Origin of the sequence: Streptomyces sp. NPDC048172, from assembly GCF_043202595.1 — a bacterium.
In the GTDB taxonomy this organism is placed as follows: domain Bacteria; phylum Actinomycetota; class Actinomycetes; order Streptomycetales; family Streptomycetaceae; genus Streptomyces.
Window position 1 is genome coordinate 384,021 of the sequence record NZ_JBIDAT010000008.1, and the last position, 14,837, is coordinate 398,857.

General features: G+C 73.5%; 11 protein-coding genes and 2 pseudogenes. 6 read left to right on the forward strand and 7 right to left on the reverse strand.

All coding sequences use genetic code 11. The annotated features are described in order from the left end of the window. Positions 1 to 78 precede the first annotated feature (78 nt). The 3 genes from ACGF3A_RS33560 (at position 79) to ACGF3A_RS33570 (ending at position 3,319) form a co-directional block, all read left to right on the forward strand. Complete coding sequence (locus tag ACGF3A_RS33560) at positions 79 to 879, forward strand: ANTAR domain-containing protein (protein WP_393734201.1); 801 nt, start codon at positions 79 to 81, stop codon at positions 877 to 879. A 136-nt stretch (positions 880 to 1,015) separates the two neighbouring features. Beyond that, positions 1,016 to 2,191 (forward strand): aminotransferase class I/II-fold pyridoxal phosphate-dependent enzyme, encoded by a 1,176-nt coding sequence (locus ACGF3A_RS33565; protein ID WP_393734202.1) that lies wholly within the window; start codon positions 1,016 to 1,018, stop codon positions 2,189 to 2,191. Then, positions 2,192 to 3,319 carry an MBL fold metallo-hydrolase gene (locus ACGF3A_RS33570; protein WP_393734203.1) on the forward strand — a complete coding sequence of 376 codons (1,128 nt, stop codon included), beginning with the start codon at positions 2,192 to 2,194 and terminating at the stop codon, positions 3,317 to 3,319. It begins immediately after the preceding gene. 146 nt (positions 3,320 to 3,465) lie between these two features. Here ACGF3A_RS33570 and ACGF3A_RS33575 read toward each other — a convergent pair whose 3' ends face one another. Continuing rightward, the gene (locus ACGF3A_RS33575; RefSeq protein ID WP_393734204.1) at positions 3,466 to 4,134 is read right to left on the reverse strand and encodes a DedA family protein; all 669 of its coding nucleotides are present in this window, start codon (positions 4,132 to 4,134) and stop codon (positions 3,466 to 3,468) included. Then, positions 4,131 to 4,907, reverse strand: coding sequence for an MBL fold metallo-hydrolase (locus ACGF3A_RS33580; protein ID WP_393734205.1), 777 nt, complete (start codon positions 4,905 to 4,907; stop codon positions 4,131 to 4,133). The genes ACGF3A_RS33575 and ACGF3A_RS33580 overlap by 4 nt, the downstream gene beginning before the upstream one ends. 302 nt (positions 4,908 to 5,209) lie before the next feature. Between ACGF3A_RS33580 and ACGF3A_RS33585 the strand changes: the two are divergent. Continuing rightward, a pseudogene (locus tag ACGF3A_RS33585) lies at positions 5,210 to 7,315 on the forward strand (phage holin family protein); the annotation flags it as partial. On the opposite strand, the gene ACGF3A_RS33590 reads toward ACGF3A_RS33585, so the two are convergent. Both ACGF3A_RS33590 and ACGF3A_RS33595 read right to left on the reverse strand, forming a co-directional pair. Further along, positions 7,279 to 8,406, reverse strand: a complete 1,128-nt coding sequence (locus tag ACGF3A_RS33590) for a fatty acid desaturase family protein (RefSeq protein ID WP_393734206.1) — start codon at positions 8,404 to 8,406, stop codon at positions 7,279 to 7,281. The pseudogene ACGF3A_RS33585 and the gene ACGF3A_RS33590 sit on opposite strands and share 37 nt — an antisense overlap. A gap of 143 nt (positions 8,407 to 8,549) precedes the next feature. After that, the gene (locus tag ACGF3A_RS33595; protein WP_393734207.1) at positions 8,550 to 9,356 is read right to left on the reverse strand and encodes a helix-turn-helix domain-containing protein; all 807 of its coding nucleotides are present in this window, start codon (positions 9,354 to 9,356) and stop codon (positions 8,550 to 8,552) included. A 92-nt stretch (positions 9,357 to 9,448) separates the two neighbouring features. Between ACGF3A_RS33595 and ACGF3A_RS33600 the strand changes: the two genes are divergently transcribed. Beyond that, positions 9,449 to 9,754 carry a 4a-hydroxytetrahydrobiopterin dehydratase gene (locus ACGF3A_RS33600; protein ID WP_393734208.1) on the forward strand — a complete coding sequence of 102 codons (306 nt, stop codon included), beginning with the start codon at positions 9,449 to 9,451 and terminating at the stop codon, positions 9,752 to 9,754. A 210-nt stretch (positions 9,755 to 9,964) separates the two neighbouring features. Here ACGF3A_RS33600 and ACGF3A_RS33605 read toward each other — a convergent pair whose 3' ends face one another. Further along, positions 9,965 to 10,801, reverse strand: coding sequence for an aldo/keto reductase (locus ACGF3A_RS33605; RefSeq protein WP_393734209.1), 837 nt, complete (start codon positions 10,799 to 10,801; stop codon positions 9,965 to 9,967). Between the two features lie 107 nt (positions 10,802 to 10,908). Next, positions 10,909 to 12,732 (reverse strand): AMP-dependent synthetase/ligase, encoded by a 1,824-nt coding sequence (locus ACGF3A_RS33610; protein WP_393734210.1) that lies wholly within the window; start codon positions 12,730 to 12,732, stop codon positions 10,909 to 10,911. A 256-nt stretch (positions 12,733 to 12,988) separates the two neighbouring features. Here ACGF3A_RS33610 and ACGF3A_RS33615 point away from each other — a divergent pair, with 256 nt between their 5' ends. Continuing rightward, the gene (locus ACGF3A_RS33615) at positions 12,989 to 14,071 is read left to right on the forward strand and encodes a bile acid:sodium symporter family protein (RefSeq protein WP_393734211.1); all 1,083 of its coding nucleotides are present in this window, start codon (positions 12,989 to 12,991) and stop codon (positions 14,069 to 14,071) included. On the opposite strand, the pseudogene fdhD reads toward ACGF3A_RS33615, so the two are convergent. Further along, a pseudogene (gene fdhD, locus ACGF3A_RS33620) lies at positions 14,021 to 14,776 on the reverse strand (formate dehydrogenase accessory sulfurtransferase FdhD); the annotation flags it as partial. The gene ACGF3A_RS33615 and the pseudogene fdhD overlap by 51 nt on opposite strands. Positions 14,777 to 14,837 lie beyond the last annotated feature (61 nt).

Genomic DNA, 14,837 nt, shown 5'->3' on the forward strand with positions numbered 1-14,837 from the left:
TAGCTTTGGCCAGGAATCGAGGCCAGGCTGTGCGGATACGACCGTTTTTTGATCTCCCGTACGGGGCAGCCGTGCGCCATGAGGTACTCCCGGCACACCCCCCGTCCGCCCGGAGCCGCCGAGGACACGCACCTCGAACCGGACGAACGGCCCCCGGGGGAGGCATCACTCGGCCGGAGCCTCGCCACCGTCGTCGAGCAGGCGGCCCGGTTCAGCCCCGACTGCTGCGGGGCCATCGCCACCCTCACCGACGACACCGCCGCCTCCGCGCCCGCGGGCCCCGACGCCACCGGACTTCCTGACGGGCCCGGCGAGGTGGCGGCCACCCACCCCGACCTGGCGGCGCTGGTCGCCGTGCAGCGTGCCTGCGGTGACGGACCCCTGCTCACCGCGCTGGAGACCGGCCGGCCAGCGGGCGGTGACGACCTGCTCACCCTCGACCGCTGGCCCGTCTACCGGGCCAAGGCCCTCGACTCCGGGCTGCGTTCGTGCACCACGCTCCCGTACCGGCGCGACGGGCTCACGCTCACCCTCACCGTCTGCTCCTTCCGCCCGAACCGGCTGGACGAGGCGGTCCGCGACAGCACCGCGCTCCTCGGCGCACTGGCCGCGTCCGTCCTGGTGCGCGAGGTGCGCTACCAGGCCGCGCTGGAGGAGGTCGAGCAGCTCGACACCGCGCTGCGCTCCCGGCCCGTGGTCGACCGGGCCTGCGGCATCGTGATGGCGGTGACCGGCTGCGACGACGACAAGGCGTTCGGGCTGCTGCGCACCCTGTCCCAGCGCGGCAACCGCAAGCTCCACGACGTCGCCGAGGCCGTCGTGCGCACCCGCGGCCGCGGCCTCCCCGAGAAGCTCCGCAAGCTCGACAACTGGCCGTAGGGCCGTAGGGCATCCCCGGCGCGGCAGGGGTGGCGGGGGAGTGTCGGCGCTCCCCGGTGTCACACCCTTCTGCCAAGGTGTACGAGTTGCAGGGGTTGTCTGACGTACACACAGGCAGCGGCGGAGGCAGGGACGGATGCGGCGCACCGACCAGGACCGGGCCGGAACCATCGGCACCATCGACGTGGAAGCCAGCGAGTTCTGGAACCGGCGCGGCATGCGCACGGACCCCTCCCAGGTGGCCGCGGCGCCCGGAGCGCCGCTGCTGCTGCTCGCCGTGCTGGCCGCCGTCGGCGGCGGCGTGCTGCTGCCCCGCCCGAGCTCCGCGTGGTACGGGCCGCAGGCCCGGCTCCTCGGGCGTCCCGTCCGCGGCGTTCCCGTGCCCGCCGAGTGCGGCGGCGTGCCCGACCCGTTCGCGCTGCTGGAGACCGTGCGCCGGGCCCGCGCGGAGGGCGAGGAGCCCCGGCTGCTCGTCCTCTCCGTCGCCGACGACGTCACCGGCACGGCCGCGCCGCCCGAGCTGCTGCACGAGGTGTGCGAGGCGGCGGCCGGGGAGGGTCTGGTCCTCGTCAGCGACGAGAGCTGGCGCGACACCTCGCACTCGCCGCACGACACGGTGACCGTCAGCCCCGTCGAGATGCTGGAGGGCACGCCGCACGCCGAGTCCGTCGTGGTCCTCGTCGGCCTCGGCGCCGCGCTCCTCTCACCGGGCCTGCACGCGGGCGTCGCGCGCTTCCCCGCGCGGGGCCGGGGCCGGGCGCTCGGCGAAGAGGTCCGCGAGGTCCTCGCCGCGCTCCACACCGAGCTGTCTGACCCCGTCGCCGCCGCGGCCGCCGAGGCGCTCTCCGAGCCCGAGGAGGAGCGCCGCAGACGCGCCGAGGCCGCCCGGCTGCACGGCGAGCGGGGGGCCGCGCTGTGCGCGGCCGTCACCGCCGCCGGAGCCCTGTGCCGCCCGCCGCACGCCGGGCGGCATCTCTACGCCGACCTGGAGCAGGCCCGCGCCCTGCTCGCCGCGCGCGGCATCACCGACGCGGCGGGCCTCGAAGCCGAGCTGGTGCGCCGCCTGGGGCCGTACGCGGACGGGGGCCACCGCTTCGGCGACGACCCGCGGGCCCTGCGCGTCCGGCTCGCCACGGACGTGCTCGCCACGGACGTGCTCGGCACGGACGTACGCGCAGCCGTGGCGACGTCCCGTCCGACCACGCAAGATGGTCGGGTCACGGAGGAATCACCCGGTACGGCCGGGGCGTTGGGGAGAGTGCAGTCGGTGCTCGCGGACCTCACGGACCTCACGGATGGGAGCCCTCAGTAGATGACCGAACGGACCGGACAGCGCCCCGAGCGTCATGAGCGCCCCGAGCGCCCCGAGCCGCCCCGCGAGGGCGGAGAGCGCCACGGCGGCACCACCTCGCCCCTGCTGACGATCTCCTCGCCCCCCTCCCGCCCTCGCCCCGCCGAGCGTTCCGAGGCGCACCCGCTCGGCGCGAAGCGGCTGTGGCCCCGCTCGTTCGCCGACCGGCTCACCTCGCCGCTGCCCGGCGTGCGCGCGATGGCGCGGATGGCCCGCGAGGGCGCGATGCGGCCGAGCGCGGTGGCGCTGCGCGAGGAGATCCCCCAGCTGCCGTTCGCGCCGGGCCCGCTCCCCGAGCCCGACGCCGACACCCTCGCCGTCACCTGGGCGGGGCACGCGAGCTGGGTGGTGCGCGTCGGCGGCCTCACGGTCCTCACCGACCCCGTCTGGTCCCGGAAGATCCTCGGCACCCCGGCGCGCGTCACGCCCGTCGGCGTCGCCTGGCAGGACCTCCCGAAGATCGACGCGGTGGTCATCTCCCACAACCACTACGACCACCTCGACGCCCCCACCCTCAGGCGCCTCCCGCGCGACACGTATCTCTTCGTCCCCGCCGGGCTCGGCGAGTGGTGCCGCCGCCGGGGCTTCACGACCGTGACCGAGCTGGACTGGTGGGAGGGCGCCGAGCTGCCCTCCCCCGGCGGCGGCACGGTCCGCTTCGACTTCGTCCCCGCGCACCACTGGTCCAAGCGCACCCTCACCGACACCTGCCGCTCCCTGTGGGGCGGCTGGGTGCTCACCGACCGCCACGGCCAGCGGCTCTATTTCGCGGGGGACACGGGTTACGGGCACTGGTTCTCCGAGATCGGCCGCCGCTGCCCCGGCATCGACCTCGCGCTCCTCCCCATCGGGGCCTACGATCCGCGCTGGATGCTCCGCCCCGTCCACACCGACCCCGAGGAAGCGGTGCTGGCCTGCCAGGACGTGGGGGCCCGCCGGATGGCCCCCATGCACTGGTCCACGTTCCTGCTCTCGGGCGAGCCCCCTCTTGAGCCGCTGCGCCGCGTCCGTACGGCGTGGGCCGAGGCCGGCCGCCCCCGCGAGGACCTGTGGGACCTGCCGATCGGGGCTTCACGGGTGATGAGCTAGCGGACGTGCCCCGGCAGGGGCGCGGGGAACTGCGCGCCCGACCACGACGGCGCGGCAGCCCGCAGAACACGGCAAGGGGCCGGCTCTGCCCGGCGCCGGGCGCGCAAGTTCCCCGTGCCCCTTGATGTGCGCCCCTTTGAGGCCGGTCACGGCTCCTGGGGCGACGTCCGCTCGCGGCCCCTGGCGCGTACGCGGCGCCAGAGCGAGGGCGCCGCGCTGATCACGAGGGTCAGGGCGACCGCCGCCGCGATGCCCTCCCACGGCTCGGGGAACAGGGCCCCGCCCGCGATGCCGATCAACTGGTAGGCCGCCGCCCAGGCCAGGCACGCGAAGATGTCGCCGCGGGCGAACTCGCGCAGCGGCGTACGGGCCAGCAGGCACGCCAGCATGACCGGGATCCGCCCGGCGGGCACCAGACGGGAGAGGACGAGCACGGCCACTCCGTGCTCGCGGAGCTTGCGGTCGGCCTGTGCCAGCCGTTCGGGCGCGGCGCGCTCGCGCAGGGCCGCGAGCCAGCGGGAGCCGTTCTTCGAGCCGACGCCGCGCCTGCCCAGCCAGTACAGCCCGATGTCCCCGAGGAACGCGGCGAAGGCCGCGACCCCGAAGACCGTCAGCAGCGAGAAGGCCGGCAGGCTCTGGTGCAGGGCGACCACGGCGGCGCCGGAGACGATCGCGCCCGTGGGCACGACGGGCACCAGCGAGCCGACGACGACCAGCAGGAAGAGCGAGGGGTAGCCGACCGCCTGCTGCGTCGACTCGGGCGGCGTCACGACCTGCCGCGCCACCACGTCCGCGATCTCGGAGAGGCTCGTCACCGGGCCTCCTCCAGCCGGACGCTCTCCCCGTGCCCCAGCAGGTGCACCGCGACCTCCGGGGCCGGGGCGGCGGCGAGGCGGGCGAACTCGGCGCCGGGGGCGTGGAACTCATGGGGGCGCACGGCGTCCATGCCGATCGGCCAGTACGTTCCGTAGTGCACCGGCACCGCGCTGCGGGGCCGGAGGCGGGCCAGGGCCTCGGCGGCGCGGCCCGCGTCGAGGTGGTGCTCGCCGAGGAACGGGCCCCAGCCGCCGACCGGCAGCAGCGCCACGTCCACGGGGCCCACCGCTTCGGCCATCCCGTCGAAGAGGCCGGTGTCGCCCGCGAAGTACGTACGGGCCTCGCCCTCGACCACGTACCCCAGCGCGGGGGAGGCGTGCGGGCCGACGGGGAGCCGCCGCCCGTCGTGCGCGGCGGGCACGGCCCGTACGGTCACGGGCCCCACGCGGACCTCGTCGCCCGGCGCGACCTCCGTCAGCTCCAGCAGCGGCGCCAGCCGCCGCAGCCCGGGGACGGCGCGCCGGGCGCCGCGCGGCAGCACCACGCGGGTGCCGGGCGTGAGCCGGGCGAGCGAGCCGAGGTGCAGATGGTCGGCGTGGAGGTGGGAGACGAGCACGGCGTCGGCCTGCGCGGCCGACGGGGGCGGCAGCGCGCCGCGCCGTCTGCGCAGGTGGGCGAGGCGCCGGACCAGCAGCGGGTCCGTGAGGAACGAGACGCCCGAGTCCCGCACGGTCGCGGTGGCATGGCCCCACCAGGTGACCTCGACCGCCACGGGGCTCCCTCCGCTCCGCCGCTTCCCGGGCGCACGCCTGTGCAGCGTGTGCCGCCTTGCACGTACGAGCGTAAGCGCGCGGCGGCGGGTGCGGGCCCGGCGGGGGCCGATGGGGGTCCGATGGGGGTCAGGCCGCGGTCCGACGGGGGCCCGGCGGCGGTCCGACGAGGGCCCGACGGAGGGCTCGTCGCAGGTCCGGCGGGGGTCGCCCGGAGTTATCCACAGCGTCGTCCGGCGGTGTGGCGGACTATGAAAAAGTGGACGAAGTCCCGCGGGTGCGGGGCGATGGAGGTGGGCGACGGATGCGGGTGGGATGGCGTGGTCTCGGTGCGGCCCTGCTGCGCCTCGGCGCGGTATGGGCGGTCAGCACGCTGACCATGCTGCTGCTCGCCGGGGCGCTGCCCGACTTCCGGCTCCAGTCGGCCGACGGGGACAGCGCGACCGTCATCGGCATCACGGCCGCAGCGGGCGCCGCGGCCTTCGGCCTGCTCAGCGCGCTCGTCTGGCCCGTCCTGGTGCGTGCCCTGCTGCTGGTGCCCGCGCTGGTGCTGGGGCTGCTGGTCTTCTTCCTGAACGGCTCGCTGCTGTGGCTCGCGATGTCCCTGATCCCGTACGGCCGGGGCAGTGCCGATCCGACGACGGCGGTCGTGGTGGCCGCCGCGATGTCGGCGGCGTCCTCGGCGACGAACGGGTTCCTGGCCGTGCACGACGACGGTGCGTACCGCCGCAGGCTCGCCCGGATCGCGGGCCGCAGGCGGCGCCGCGAGGGGCGCGCCGAGCCGCCGGACACCCCCGGCGTCGTCTTCCTCCAGCTCGACGGGCTCGGCCACGGGGTGCTGCGCGAGGCGCTGGAGCCGCGCGACGGCGGGCCGCCGCTGATGCCCGCCGTCGCCGCGATGTGCGGCAGCACCCACCGGCTCACCCCCTGGCGCACCGACTGGTCCAGCCAGACCGGCGCCAGCCAGCTCGGCATCCTGCACGGCAGCACGGAGGATGTGCCCGCCTTCCGGTGGTACGAGAAGGAGACCGGTGAGGTCATGGTCAGCAATCGGCCGACCAGCGCCGTCGAGCTCCAGCGCCGCGCCGTCGAGCGCACCGGGGACAAGGGGCTGCTCGCGCTGGACGGCGCCAGCAGGGGCAATCTCTTCACGGGCGGCGCCGCGCAGGTCGCGCTCGTGCTCTCCACTTCGGCGCGGCGCGGCAAGGAGACCCGCTCCCGAGCGGGCTATTTCGCGTATTTCTCGGACCCCGCGAACGCGACGCGTACCGCCGTGTCCTTCGTCGCCGAGGTGGTGCGCGAGATGTGGCAGTCGACGCGGGCCCTGGCGCGGCGCGAGCGGCCGCGCGTGGGGCGGGGCGGGCTCTACCCGTTCGTCCGGGCCTTCGCGACGGTCGTCGAGCGGGACGTGGTCGTCGCCGCGGTGCTGGGCGACCTCCTCAGCGGCCGCACCGCGGTCTACGCGGATTTGGTGGGCTATGACGAGGTGGCGCACCACTCAGGGCCGCGCGGCCGGGACACCCACCAGGTGCTGCGCAGGCTGGACCGTTCGGTCGCGCTGATCGCCAAGGTCGCCGAGCGGGCCCCGCGCCCGTACCGGCTGGTGCTGCTCTCGGACCACGGGCAGAGCGCGGGCGAGACGTTCGCGGGGGCCTACGGGCTGACGCTGGAGGACCTGGTCCGCGCGGGCTGCGGGCTGCGCGTCCCGCGCCGGGCGCGGCGCACGGTCAGCGGTGCCGAGGCCCGCGCGGCGGCGCGCGCCGCGCTGCACCGGCCCGAGCCCGAGGAGCGCGCCCAGGACGACACGGACGCGCCCCGCCGGGGCACCGGGCCTGTGGTGCTGGCCTCGGGGAATCTGGGCCTGGTCTCGTTCCCGGACGAGCAGGGCCGGACGGGCCGCGAGCGGATCGAGGCACGCCACCCCGCGCTGCTGCGGACGCTGGCCGAGCATCCCGGCGTCGGCTTCGTGCTGGTCGAGAGCGAGGAGCACGGCCCCGTCGTCCTCGGTCGCGGCGGCGGTGAGCACCGGCTCGTCACCGGCGAGGTCGTCGGGACCGACCCGCTGAAGGCGTTCGGTCCGGGTGCGGTGCGGGCCGTGCTGCGCACGGCCCGCTTCCCGCACGCGCCGGACATCATGGTCAATTCGGCGGTCGACCCGGACACGGGCGCCGTCCACGCCTTCGAGGAGCAGATCGGCTCGCACGGCGGGCTGGGCGGCGAGCAGAGCCACCCGTTCCTGATGTCCCCGCTGGAGCTGTCGCCCCCGGCGGACGAGCCGGGCGCGCACCCCCCGGAGCTGGTGGGCGCCGAGCAGGTGCACCGGGTGCTGCGCCGCTGGCTCGACGAGTGCGCGGCGCCGCGTCCCGGGGCCGCTCAGCTCACGTCCGTACCCGGGGCCGGGGAGGACGAGGAGGTGGAGGACGCCGGGGGCGTCGGGGCGGAGTCCTGGCCGCCGGTGGCCTCCGGCTCGCGGATAGGGACGCCGACCTCCCGCAGGTGACGCAGCGCCTCTCCCCAGGAGGCGATCAGCCCGGTCTCGTGGTAGGAGACGCCGATCTCCGCGCAGTACGTCATCACGATCGGCCGGGCGCGGCGCAGATGCGGGCTCGGCATGCTGGGGAACAGGTGGTGCTCGATCTGGTAGTTGAGCCCGCCCAGCGCGATGTCGGTGAACCAGCCGCCCTTGACGTTGCGCGAGGTCAGCACCTGGCGGCGGAGGAAGTCGGGCCGGTCGTCGCCCTTGAGGGTCGGCATACCCTTGTGGTTGGGCGCGAAGATCGAACCGAGGTAGACGCCGAAGACGGCGTGGTGCAGGAAGAGCACGGCGAAGGCCATGCCGACGGGCAGCGTGAGGAAGAGCAGGCCGAGGTAGGCGACGGTGTGCGCGGTGAGCAGCCCGCCCTCCAGCCACTTGCGCTTCATGTGCGGCTCGCGCAGCGCCCGGAAGCTGGACACATGGAGGTTGAAGCCCTCCAGCGTCAGCAGCGGGAAGAAGATCGCGGCCTGGTGGCGGCCGATGAACCGCGGCAGCCCCTTCGCCTCCCGCGCCTGGTCCTGGGACCAGACGAGGATGTCGGGCGCCACGTCGGGGTCGAGCTCCTCGTGGTTGGGGTTGGCGTGGTGGCGGGTGTGCTTGTTCATCCACCAGCCGTACGACATGCCGATGCCGATGTTGCCGACGAGGCGGCCGGCGAGCTCGCTCGCCTTGCGGCTGCGGAACACCTGCTTGTGCGCGAGGTCGTGGGCGACGAGCGCCATCTGCCCGTACATCAGCCCGAGGTACACGGCGACGGCGAGCTGCCACCAGCTCTCGCCCACGATGAGGAGTGCCGCCACGCCTCCCGCGAAGGCCAGTCCGACGAGGGTGAGCCGTATCGCGTAGTAGCCGGGCCTGCGTGCCATCAGCCCGGCCTCGTTGATCCGCTGAGTGAGGCGGGAGAAGTCGCTGCCTTGAGCACGGGCCCCGGTGCGGGACGGTGGTGCCTCGATCGCTGTCGTCATGCGCACGAGCCTTCCGGCACCACCGGGGCCGCTGACAGCCGCGCAGCACGCCTGTGGGGGTGGGGCTGGTACGGCCAAGGGGGTGGTGCTAGGTACACCCCCTGTCTAGTCCTTTTTACCTAGGGCTTTGGGATGAGTGCAGGTCAGACGCCCACCGCCTCCTGGAGCGCCTTGGCCGTGGCCGGGTCGGCGGGGAGCAGGGTCTCCACGGCCAGTTCGGAGACCGTGACGTCGACCGGGGTGTTGAAGGTGGTGATGGTCGAGAGGAACGACAGCACGCCCCCGTCGTGCTCGACCAGCATCGGCAGCGCGAACGGGCTCTCGTCGCCCGCCCGTTCCGCGCGCTCCTCGCTGCCCGGCGGCAGGGGATACGCCTCGACCTCCTCGTACACCGCGCGCAGTGCGGACGAGCGGTGCAGGGCGAGCTGGCGGCTCATCTGGTCGAGCAGATGGCCGCGCCACTCGGGCAGGTTGCGGATCCGGGGCGCCAGGCCCTCGGGGTGGAGGGTGAGCCGCATCGCGTTGAGCGGAGGCTCCAGCAGGTGCGGGGCCACGCCCTCGGAGAGCGTGGCGACGCCGCGGTTGGCGGCGAGCACGTTGTAGACACCGTCCACGACGAGCGCCGGGTACGGGTCGTACGCGGCGACCATCCGCTCCAGGTGCCCGCGCAGGATGTCCAGCGCCGGGTCGTCCAGCGGAGTGGCGGGGAACGCGGGCGCGAATCCGGCCGCGAGCAGCAGCGCGTTCCGCTCGCGCACGGGGACGTCGAGGGTGTCGGCCAGCCGCAGCACCATCTCGCGGCTGGGCGCGGTGCGGCCGGTCTCGATGAAGCTGATGTGCCGTGCGGAGGAGTCGGCGCGCAGGGCCAGTTCGAGCTGGCTGAAGCCGGCGCGCTCGCGCCAGCCGCGCAGCAGCGCACCGAGGGGGCGGTCGTCCGGGGGTGCCGTCATGGACCAGACGGTAACCGAAGGAACGTGGCAGGCTGGAAGTGTTTTCGGATGTGCGGAACCGAACCGACCGGGACGGAAGCGAGGAGCACGTCATGGCACCCGAGCCGCTGACCCCGCAGGAGACCGAGAAGGCACTGGCGGAGCTGCCGGGCTGGACCACGGACGGCGACAGCGTCGCCCGGGCCTACTCCTTCGGCGGGCATCTGCCCGCCGCCGCGATGGTGGTCCACATCGCCACGATCCAGGACGAGCTGGACCACCACGCCGAGCTGACGCTCGGGTACAACACGCTGGCGGTGTCCGTGAACACGCACAGCGTGGGCGGCAAGGTCACCGGGAAGGACATCGACCTGGCCCGGCGGATCGAGGAGATCGCACCGGGCCACGGGGCGAGCTAGGACCTGTCGTCAAACTCCCTCCCCCAAGCTCTTCGAGCAGGGAGGTGCCCCCAGCCCCGCGACGTCTGGCACGCACGCTCGCGGCGTTGCCGGAATGCCCGAGTAGCCCACTACGAGGACATCCCGGCGCCTTGCGATCGCACGCACCAGACGCCGCGGGGCCGCCCTTCGGGCGACGACGGGAGTTTGACGACAGGGCCTAGGCACCCGCTAGCTCATCCAGTTCATCGTGTCCGGGTCGGCGCCCAGGCGGGTGTCGGTGTTGAGCGCGGCGACGGCCTTCATGTCGTCGGGGCCCAGCTCGAAGTCGAAGACGTCGATGTTCTCGCGGATACGGGCGGGGGTGACGGACTTCGGGATGACCACGTTGCCCAGCTGCAGGTGCCAGCGCAGCACCACCTGGGCCGGTGACTTGCCGTGCCGGGCGGCGATCTCGGCGAGCACGGGCTCCCGCAGCAGCTCGCCGCCCTGGCCCAGCGGCGACCACGCCTCGGTGGCGATGCGGTGGTCCGACTGGAAGGCGCGCGGAATGGACTGCTGGAGGTGCGGGTGCAGTTCGATCTGGTTGACGGCGGGGACGGTGCCGCCCAGGTCGATCAGGCGCTTGAGGTGCGTGGGCTGGAAGTTGGAGACGCCGATGGCGCGGGCCCGGCCGTCGGCGTAGAGCTTCTCGAACGCCCGCCAGGTGTCGGCGTACTTGTCGACCTCCGGCATCGGCCAGTGGATCAGGTAGAGATCCACGTGGTCGAGGCCGAGGCGGTCGAGGGAGGCGTCGAGGGCGCGCAGCGCCGTGTCGTACCCCTGGTCCCCGTTCCACAGCTTCGTCGTGACGAACAGCTCGTCGCGGGGGATGCCGGAGTCCGCGAGGGCCCGGCCCGTGCCCTTCTCGTTCTCGTACACGGCGGCCGTGTCGATGCTGCGGTACCCCGCCTCCAGGGCCGAGGCGACGGCGGGCGTCGCCTCGGCGTCCGGCACCTGCCAGACGCCGAAGCCGAGCTGCGGCATCGTGACGCCGTTGTTGAGCGTGATGGTGGGAACGTTGCTCACGCGATCGGTCCTCACGTTCGAATCAGTCGTTCTCTCGGGTCTCTGCCGCCCCCATGGTGAACGATCAGTGCCGACCGTACGTTCCGTTTCACGACGCTGGGTGCCGTCTACCGGTACAGGGCCTCGATCTCGACCGCGTACGCCTTCTCGATCGCCTTCCGCTTCAGCTTCAGCGAGGGCGTCAGCAGGCCGTGCTCCTCGGTGAAGGGGGCGGCGAGGATGCGGAACGTACGGATCGACTCGGCCTGCGAGACCTGGGTGTTCGCGGCGACCACGGCGCGCCGGACCTCGGTCTCCAGGTCGGCGTCGTGCAGCAGCTCCGCCGGTTTCATCCGGGGCTTCTCGCGCATCGTCAGCCAGTGCTGGACGGCCTCCGGATCGAGGGTGACCAGCGCGGAGACGTACGGGCGGTCGTTGCCGAGGACGATGCACTGGCCGACGAGGGGGTGCTCGCGGACGCGCTCCTCCAGCGACCCGGGGGAGACGCTCTTGCCGCTGGAGGTCACCAGGATCTCCTTCTTGCGCCCGGTGATCGTCAGGTAGCCGTCCGCGTCCAGGGCGCCGAGGTCGCCGGTGGCGAGCCAGCCGTCGCGCAGGGTCTCCTCGGTGGCCTGCGCCTCGTTCAGGTACCCGGTGAAGATCTGGCCGCCGTGCAGCAGGACCTCGCCGTCGTCCGCGACCCGCACCGTCGTGCCGGGCACGGGCTGGCCGACGGTGCCGAAGCGGGGGCGCTCGGGCGGGTTGGCGACGGCCGCGGCGGTCGACTCGGTCAGCCCGTACCCCTCGAAGATCCGCATTCCGGCGCCGTCGAAGAAGAGGCCGAGGCGGCGCTCCATCGCCGAGCCGCCGGACATCGCGTGGCGGCAGCGCCCGCCCATCGCGCCGCGCACCTTGCTGTAGACGACCTTGTCGTAGAGCTGGTGCTGCACGCGCAGCGAGGCGCTGGGGCCCGGGCCCGTGCCGAAGGCCTTCTGCTCCATGGCCTCCGCGTACTTCACGGCGATCTCGACGGCCTTGTCGAACGGTTCGAGCTTGCCGTCGCGCTCGGCCTTGCGGCGCGCGGCGTGGAAGATCTTCTCGAAGAGGTGCGGCACCCCTTGCAGGAACGTCGGCCGGAACGCCGCCAGGTCCGGCAGCAGCACCGAGGCCGACATGTCGGGCTGGTGGCCCAGTTTGACGCCGCCGCGCACCGCCGCGACCTCCACCATCCGCCCGAAGACGTGCGCGAGGGGCAGGAAGAGCAGCAGCGAGCCCCGGTCGCCGGGGCGGGGGCCGAAGACGTCCCCGTACCGCCCCACGATGTTGTCGGCCTCGGCCATGAAGTTGGCGTGGCTGATCACGCATCCTTTGGGGCGGCCCGTGGTGCCCGAGGTGTAGATGACGGTGGCCGTGGTGTCGGGGGTGAGGGCGTACCGGTGGCGGTGCACGACGTCGTCCTCGATGTGGGCGCCCGCCGCGAGCAGCGCGTCCAGGGCGCCCGCGTCGAGCTGCCAGAGCTGCTTGAGGTGGGGCAGCCGGTCGATGACGGAACCTATGGTCATCGCGTGGTCCTCGTGCTCGACCACGGCCGCCGACACCTCCGCGTCGGAGAGCATCCAGGAGACCTGCTCGGCCGACGACGTCGGGTAGACGGGCACGGACTGGGCGCCGATCGCCCACAGCGCGAAGTCGAAGAGCGTCCACTCGTAGCGCGTACGGGACATGATCGCCACGCGGTCGCCGAACCGGACACCCTCCGCCAGCAGCCCCTTCGCCAGCGCGAGCACCTCGTCGCGGAACGCCGCCGCCGTCACGTCCCGCCACCGGCCCCGCTCGTCCTTGCGCGCCAGCGCGACCCTGCCCGGATCCTCCTCGGCATGCGTGAACACGGCGTCAGCCAGCCCCCCGACCTGGGGCTCCGTCGCCACTGCAGGGACGGTGAACTCGTGCAAAGGACCTGCTCCTCGACGTGCATGCGATGCCGTGGCTACTCACGAGTCACGGCGCGTGTGACCGTATCCGATACGGGACGCGATGGGGAGGGCGTCCGCGCAGGTCAATCCCTTGGTTGCCGGGTTGTCGTGAGATCTGCACCGAACCTCCGCGAGGGTGGCGCGACCTTGCGCGAAGGAGGGAGAAGGGGGAATGGTCGGAAAAGCAATTCCGCAGCGCGGTAGGTGAGCGCTGCCGCACGCACCGAGGGAGCACATGCGCCGCCTGGCCCGATTCGTCGACCCGTACATCCTGCTGCTGCTCGGCACGGTGCTCGTCGCCGTGCTGCTGCCCGCCTCGGGCGGCGTGGCCGACGGCTTCTCCTGGGCCACCAAGATCGCGGTCGGCCTGATCTTCTTCCTCTACGGCGCCCGGCTCTCCACCCGCGAGGCCCTCGACGGGCTCCGCCACTGGCGGCTCCACCTCGCCGTCGTGCTGTGCACCTTCGCGCTCTTCCCGCTGCTCGGCCTCGCCTCGTACGGACTCGTCCCGTACGTCCTGACGCCGCAGCTCCAGGACGGGCTGCTCTTCCTCTGCCTCGTCCCCTCCACCATCCAGTCCTCGATCGCGTTCACCTCCATCGCGCGCGGCAACGTCCCCGCCGCGATCTGCGCGGGCACCTACTCCAGCCTTCTCGGCATGGTCGCCACGCCGCTGCTCGCCGCCTGGCTCATCGGGGGCCAGGCGGGCCTCTCGGCGGGCGGCCTCGCGGAGATAGGCAGCCAGCTCCTGGCCCCGTTCGTCGCCGGGCAGCTCGTGCGCCGCTGGATAGGGGGATTCCTCGCCCGGCACAAGAGGATCCTGAGCTACGTCGACCGCAGCTCGGTCCTCCTCGTCGTCTACACCGCGTTCAGCCAGGGCATGGAGGAGGGCATCTGGAGCGCCGTCAGCCCCGGCCGGCTGCTCGCGCTGCTGGGCGTGGAGGCCGTGCTGCTCGCGGTGATGCTCTCCGCCACGTGGTACGGCTCGCGCAGGCTCGGCTTCGACCGGGCCGACCGCGTCGCGATCACCTTCGCGGGCTCCAAGAAGTCCCTCGCGGCGGGGCTCCCCATGGCCTCCGTGCTCTTCGGCGCGCAGGCGAGCGTCGCCGTGCTGCCGCTGATGCTCTTCCACCAGATGCAGCTGATGGTCTGTGCGTACCTGGCGCGGCGCTGGGCGCCGCCCGCGGTCTCACAGAGCGGCGGGAAGGGCCAGCCGCTCGGCTCCGGCGTAGACGTTCATGCTCGTCCCGCGGAGGAAGCCGACGAGGGTGAGGCCGGTCTCGTGGGCCAGGTCGACGGCGAGGGAGGAGGGCGCTGAGACCGCGGCGAGGGCCGGAAGCCCCGCCATCACGGCCTTCTGGGCCAGCTCGAACGAGGCCCGCCCGGAGACCATCAGCACATGGTCGCGCAGCGGCAGCCGCCCCTGCTGGAGGGCGCGGCCCAGCAGCTTGTCGACCGCGTTGTGCCGCCCGACGTCCTCGCGCACGTCCACCAGCTCGCCTTCCGGGGTGAAGAGCCCGGCGGCGTGCAGCCCGCCGGTCTTGTCGAACACCCGCTGCGCGGCGCGCAGCCGCCCGGGCAGCTCGGCGAGGGTGTCCGGGCCGAGGACCGGCCCGTCGCCGAGTGCCCAGCGGGCGGTCGTACGCACGGCGTCCAGGCTGGCCTTGCCGCACAGGCCGCAGGAGGACGTCGTGTAGACGTTCCGCTCCAGGGTCACGTCCGGGACCGGGGTGCCGGGCGCGAGACGTACGTCGAGGACGTTGTACGTGTTCGCGCCGTCGTCGGTGGCGCCCGCGCAGTAGACGATCGAGGCGATCTGCTCCGGGTCGTGGACGACGCCCTCGCTGAGCAGGAACCCGGCGGCCAGCGCGAAGTCGTCGCCGGGTGTGCGCATGGTGACGGCCAGCGCCTTCCCGTTCAGCCGGATCTCCAGCGGCTCCTCGGCCACCAGCGTGTCCGCGCGCTCGGAGATCACCCCGTCCCGGATACGGACGACGCGGCGCCGCTCGGTGACCCGTCCCATGGTGTGTCTCCTGGTGCGTACGAAGGTGCCGTCCCCGCCATTTTCGCCGATGTCGGACCAG

What these genes read in the sequence shown, in the direction of transcription:
- ACGF3A_RS33560 (WP_393734201.1), top strand. Translation starts at nt 79, where the DNA reads ATGAGGTACTCCCGGCACACCCCCCGTCCGCCCGGAGCCGCCGAGGAC.
- ACGF3A_RS33565 (WP_393734202.1), top strand. Translation starts at nt 1,016, where the DNA reads ATGCGGCGCACCGACCAGGACCGGGCCGGAACCATCGGCACCATCGAC.
- ACGF3A_RS33570 (WP_393734203.1), top strand. Translation starts at nt 2,192, where the DNA reads ATGACCGAACGGACCGGACAGCGCCCCGAGCGTCATGAGCGCCCCGAG.
- ACGF3A_RS33590 (WP_393734206.1), bottom strand. Translation starts at nt 8,406, where the DNA reads ATGACGACAGCGATCGAGGCACCACCGTCCCGCACCGGGGCCCGTGCT.
- ACGF3A_RS33595 (WP_393734207.1), bottom strand. Translation starts at nt 9,356, where the DNA reads ATGACGGCACCCCCGGACGACCGCCCCCTCGGTGCGCTGCTGCGCGGC.
- ACGF3A_RS33600 (WP_393734208.1), top strand. Translation starts at nt 9,449, where the DNA reads ATGGCACCCGAGCCGCTGACCCCGCAGGAGACCGAGAAGGCACTGGCG.
- ACGF3A_RS33615 (WP_393734211.1), top strand. Translation starts at nt 12,989, where the DNA reads ATGCGCCGCCTGGCCCGATTCGTCGACCCGTACATCCTGCTGCTGCTC.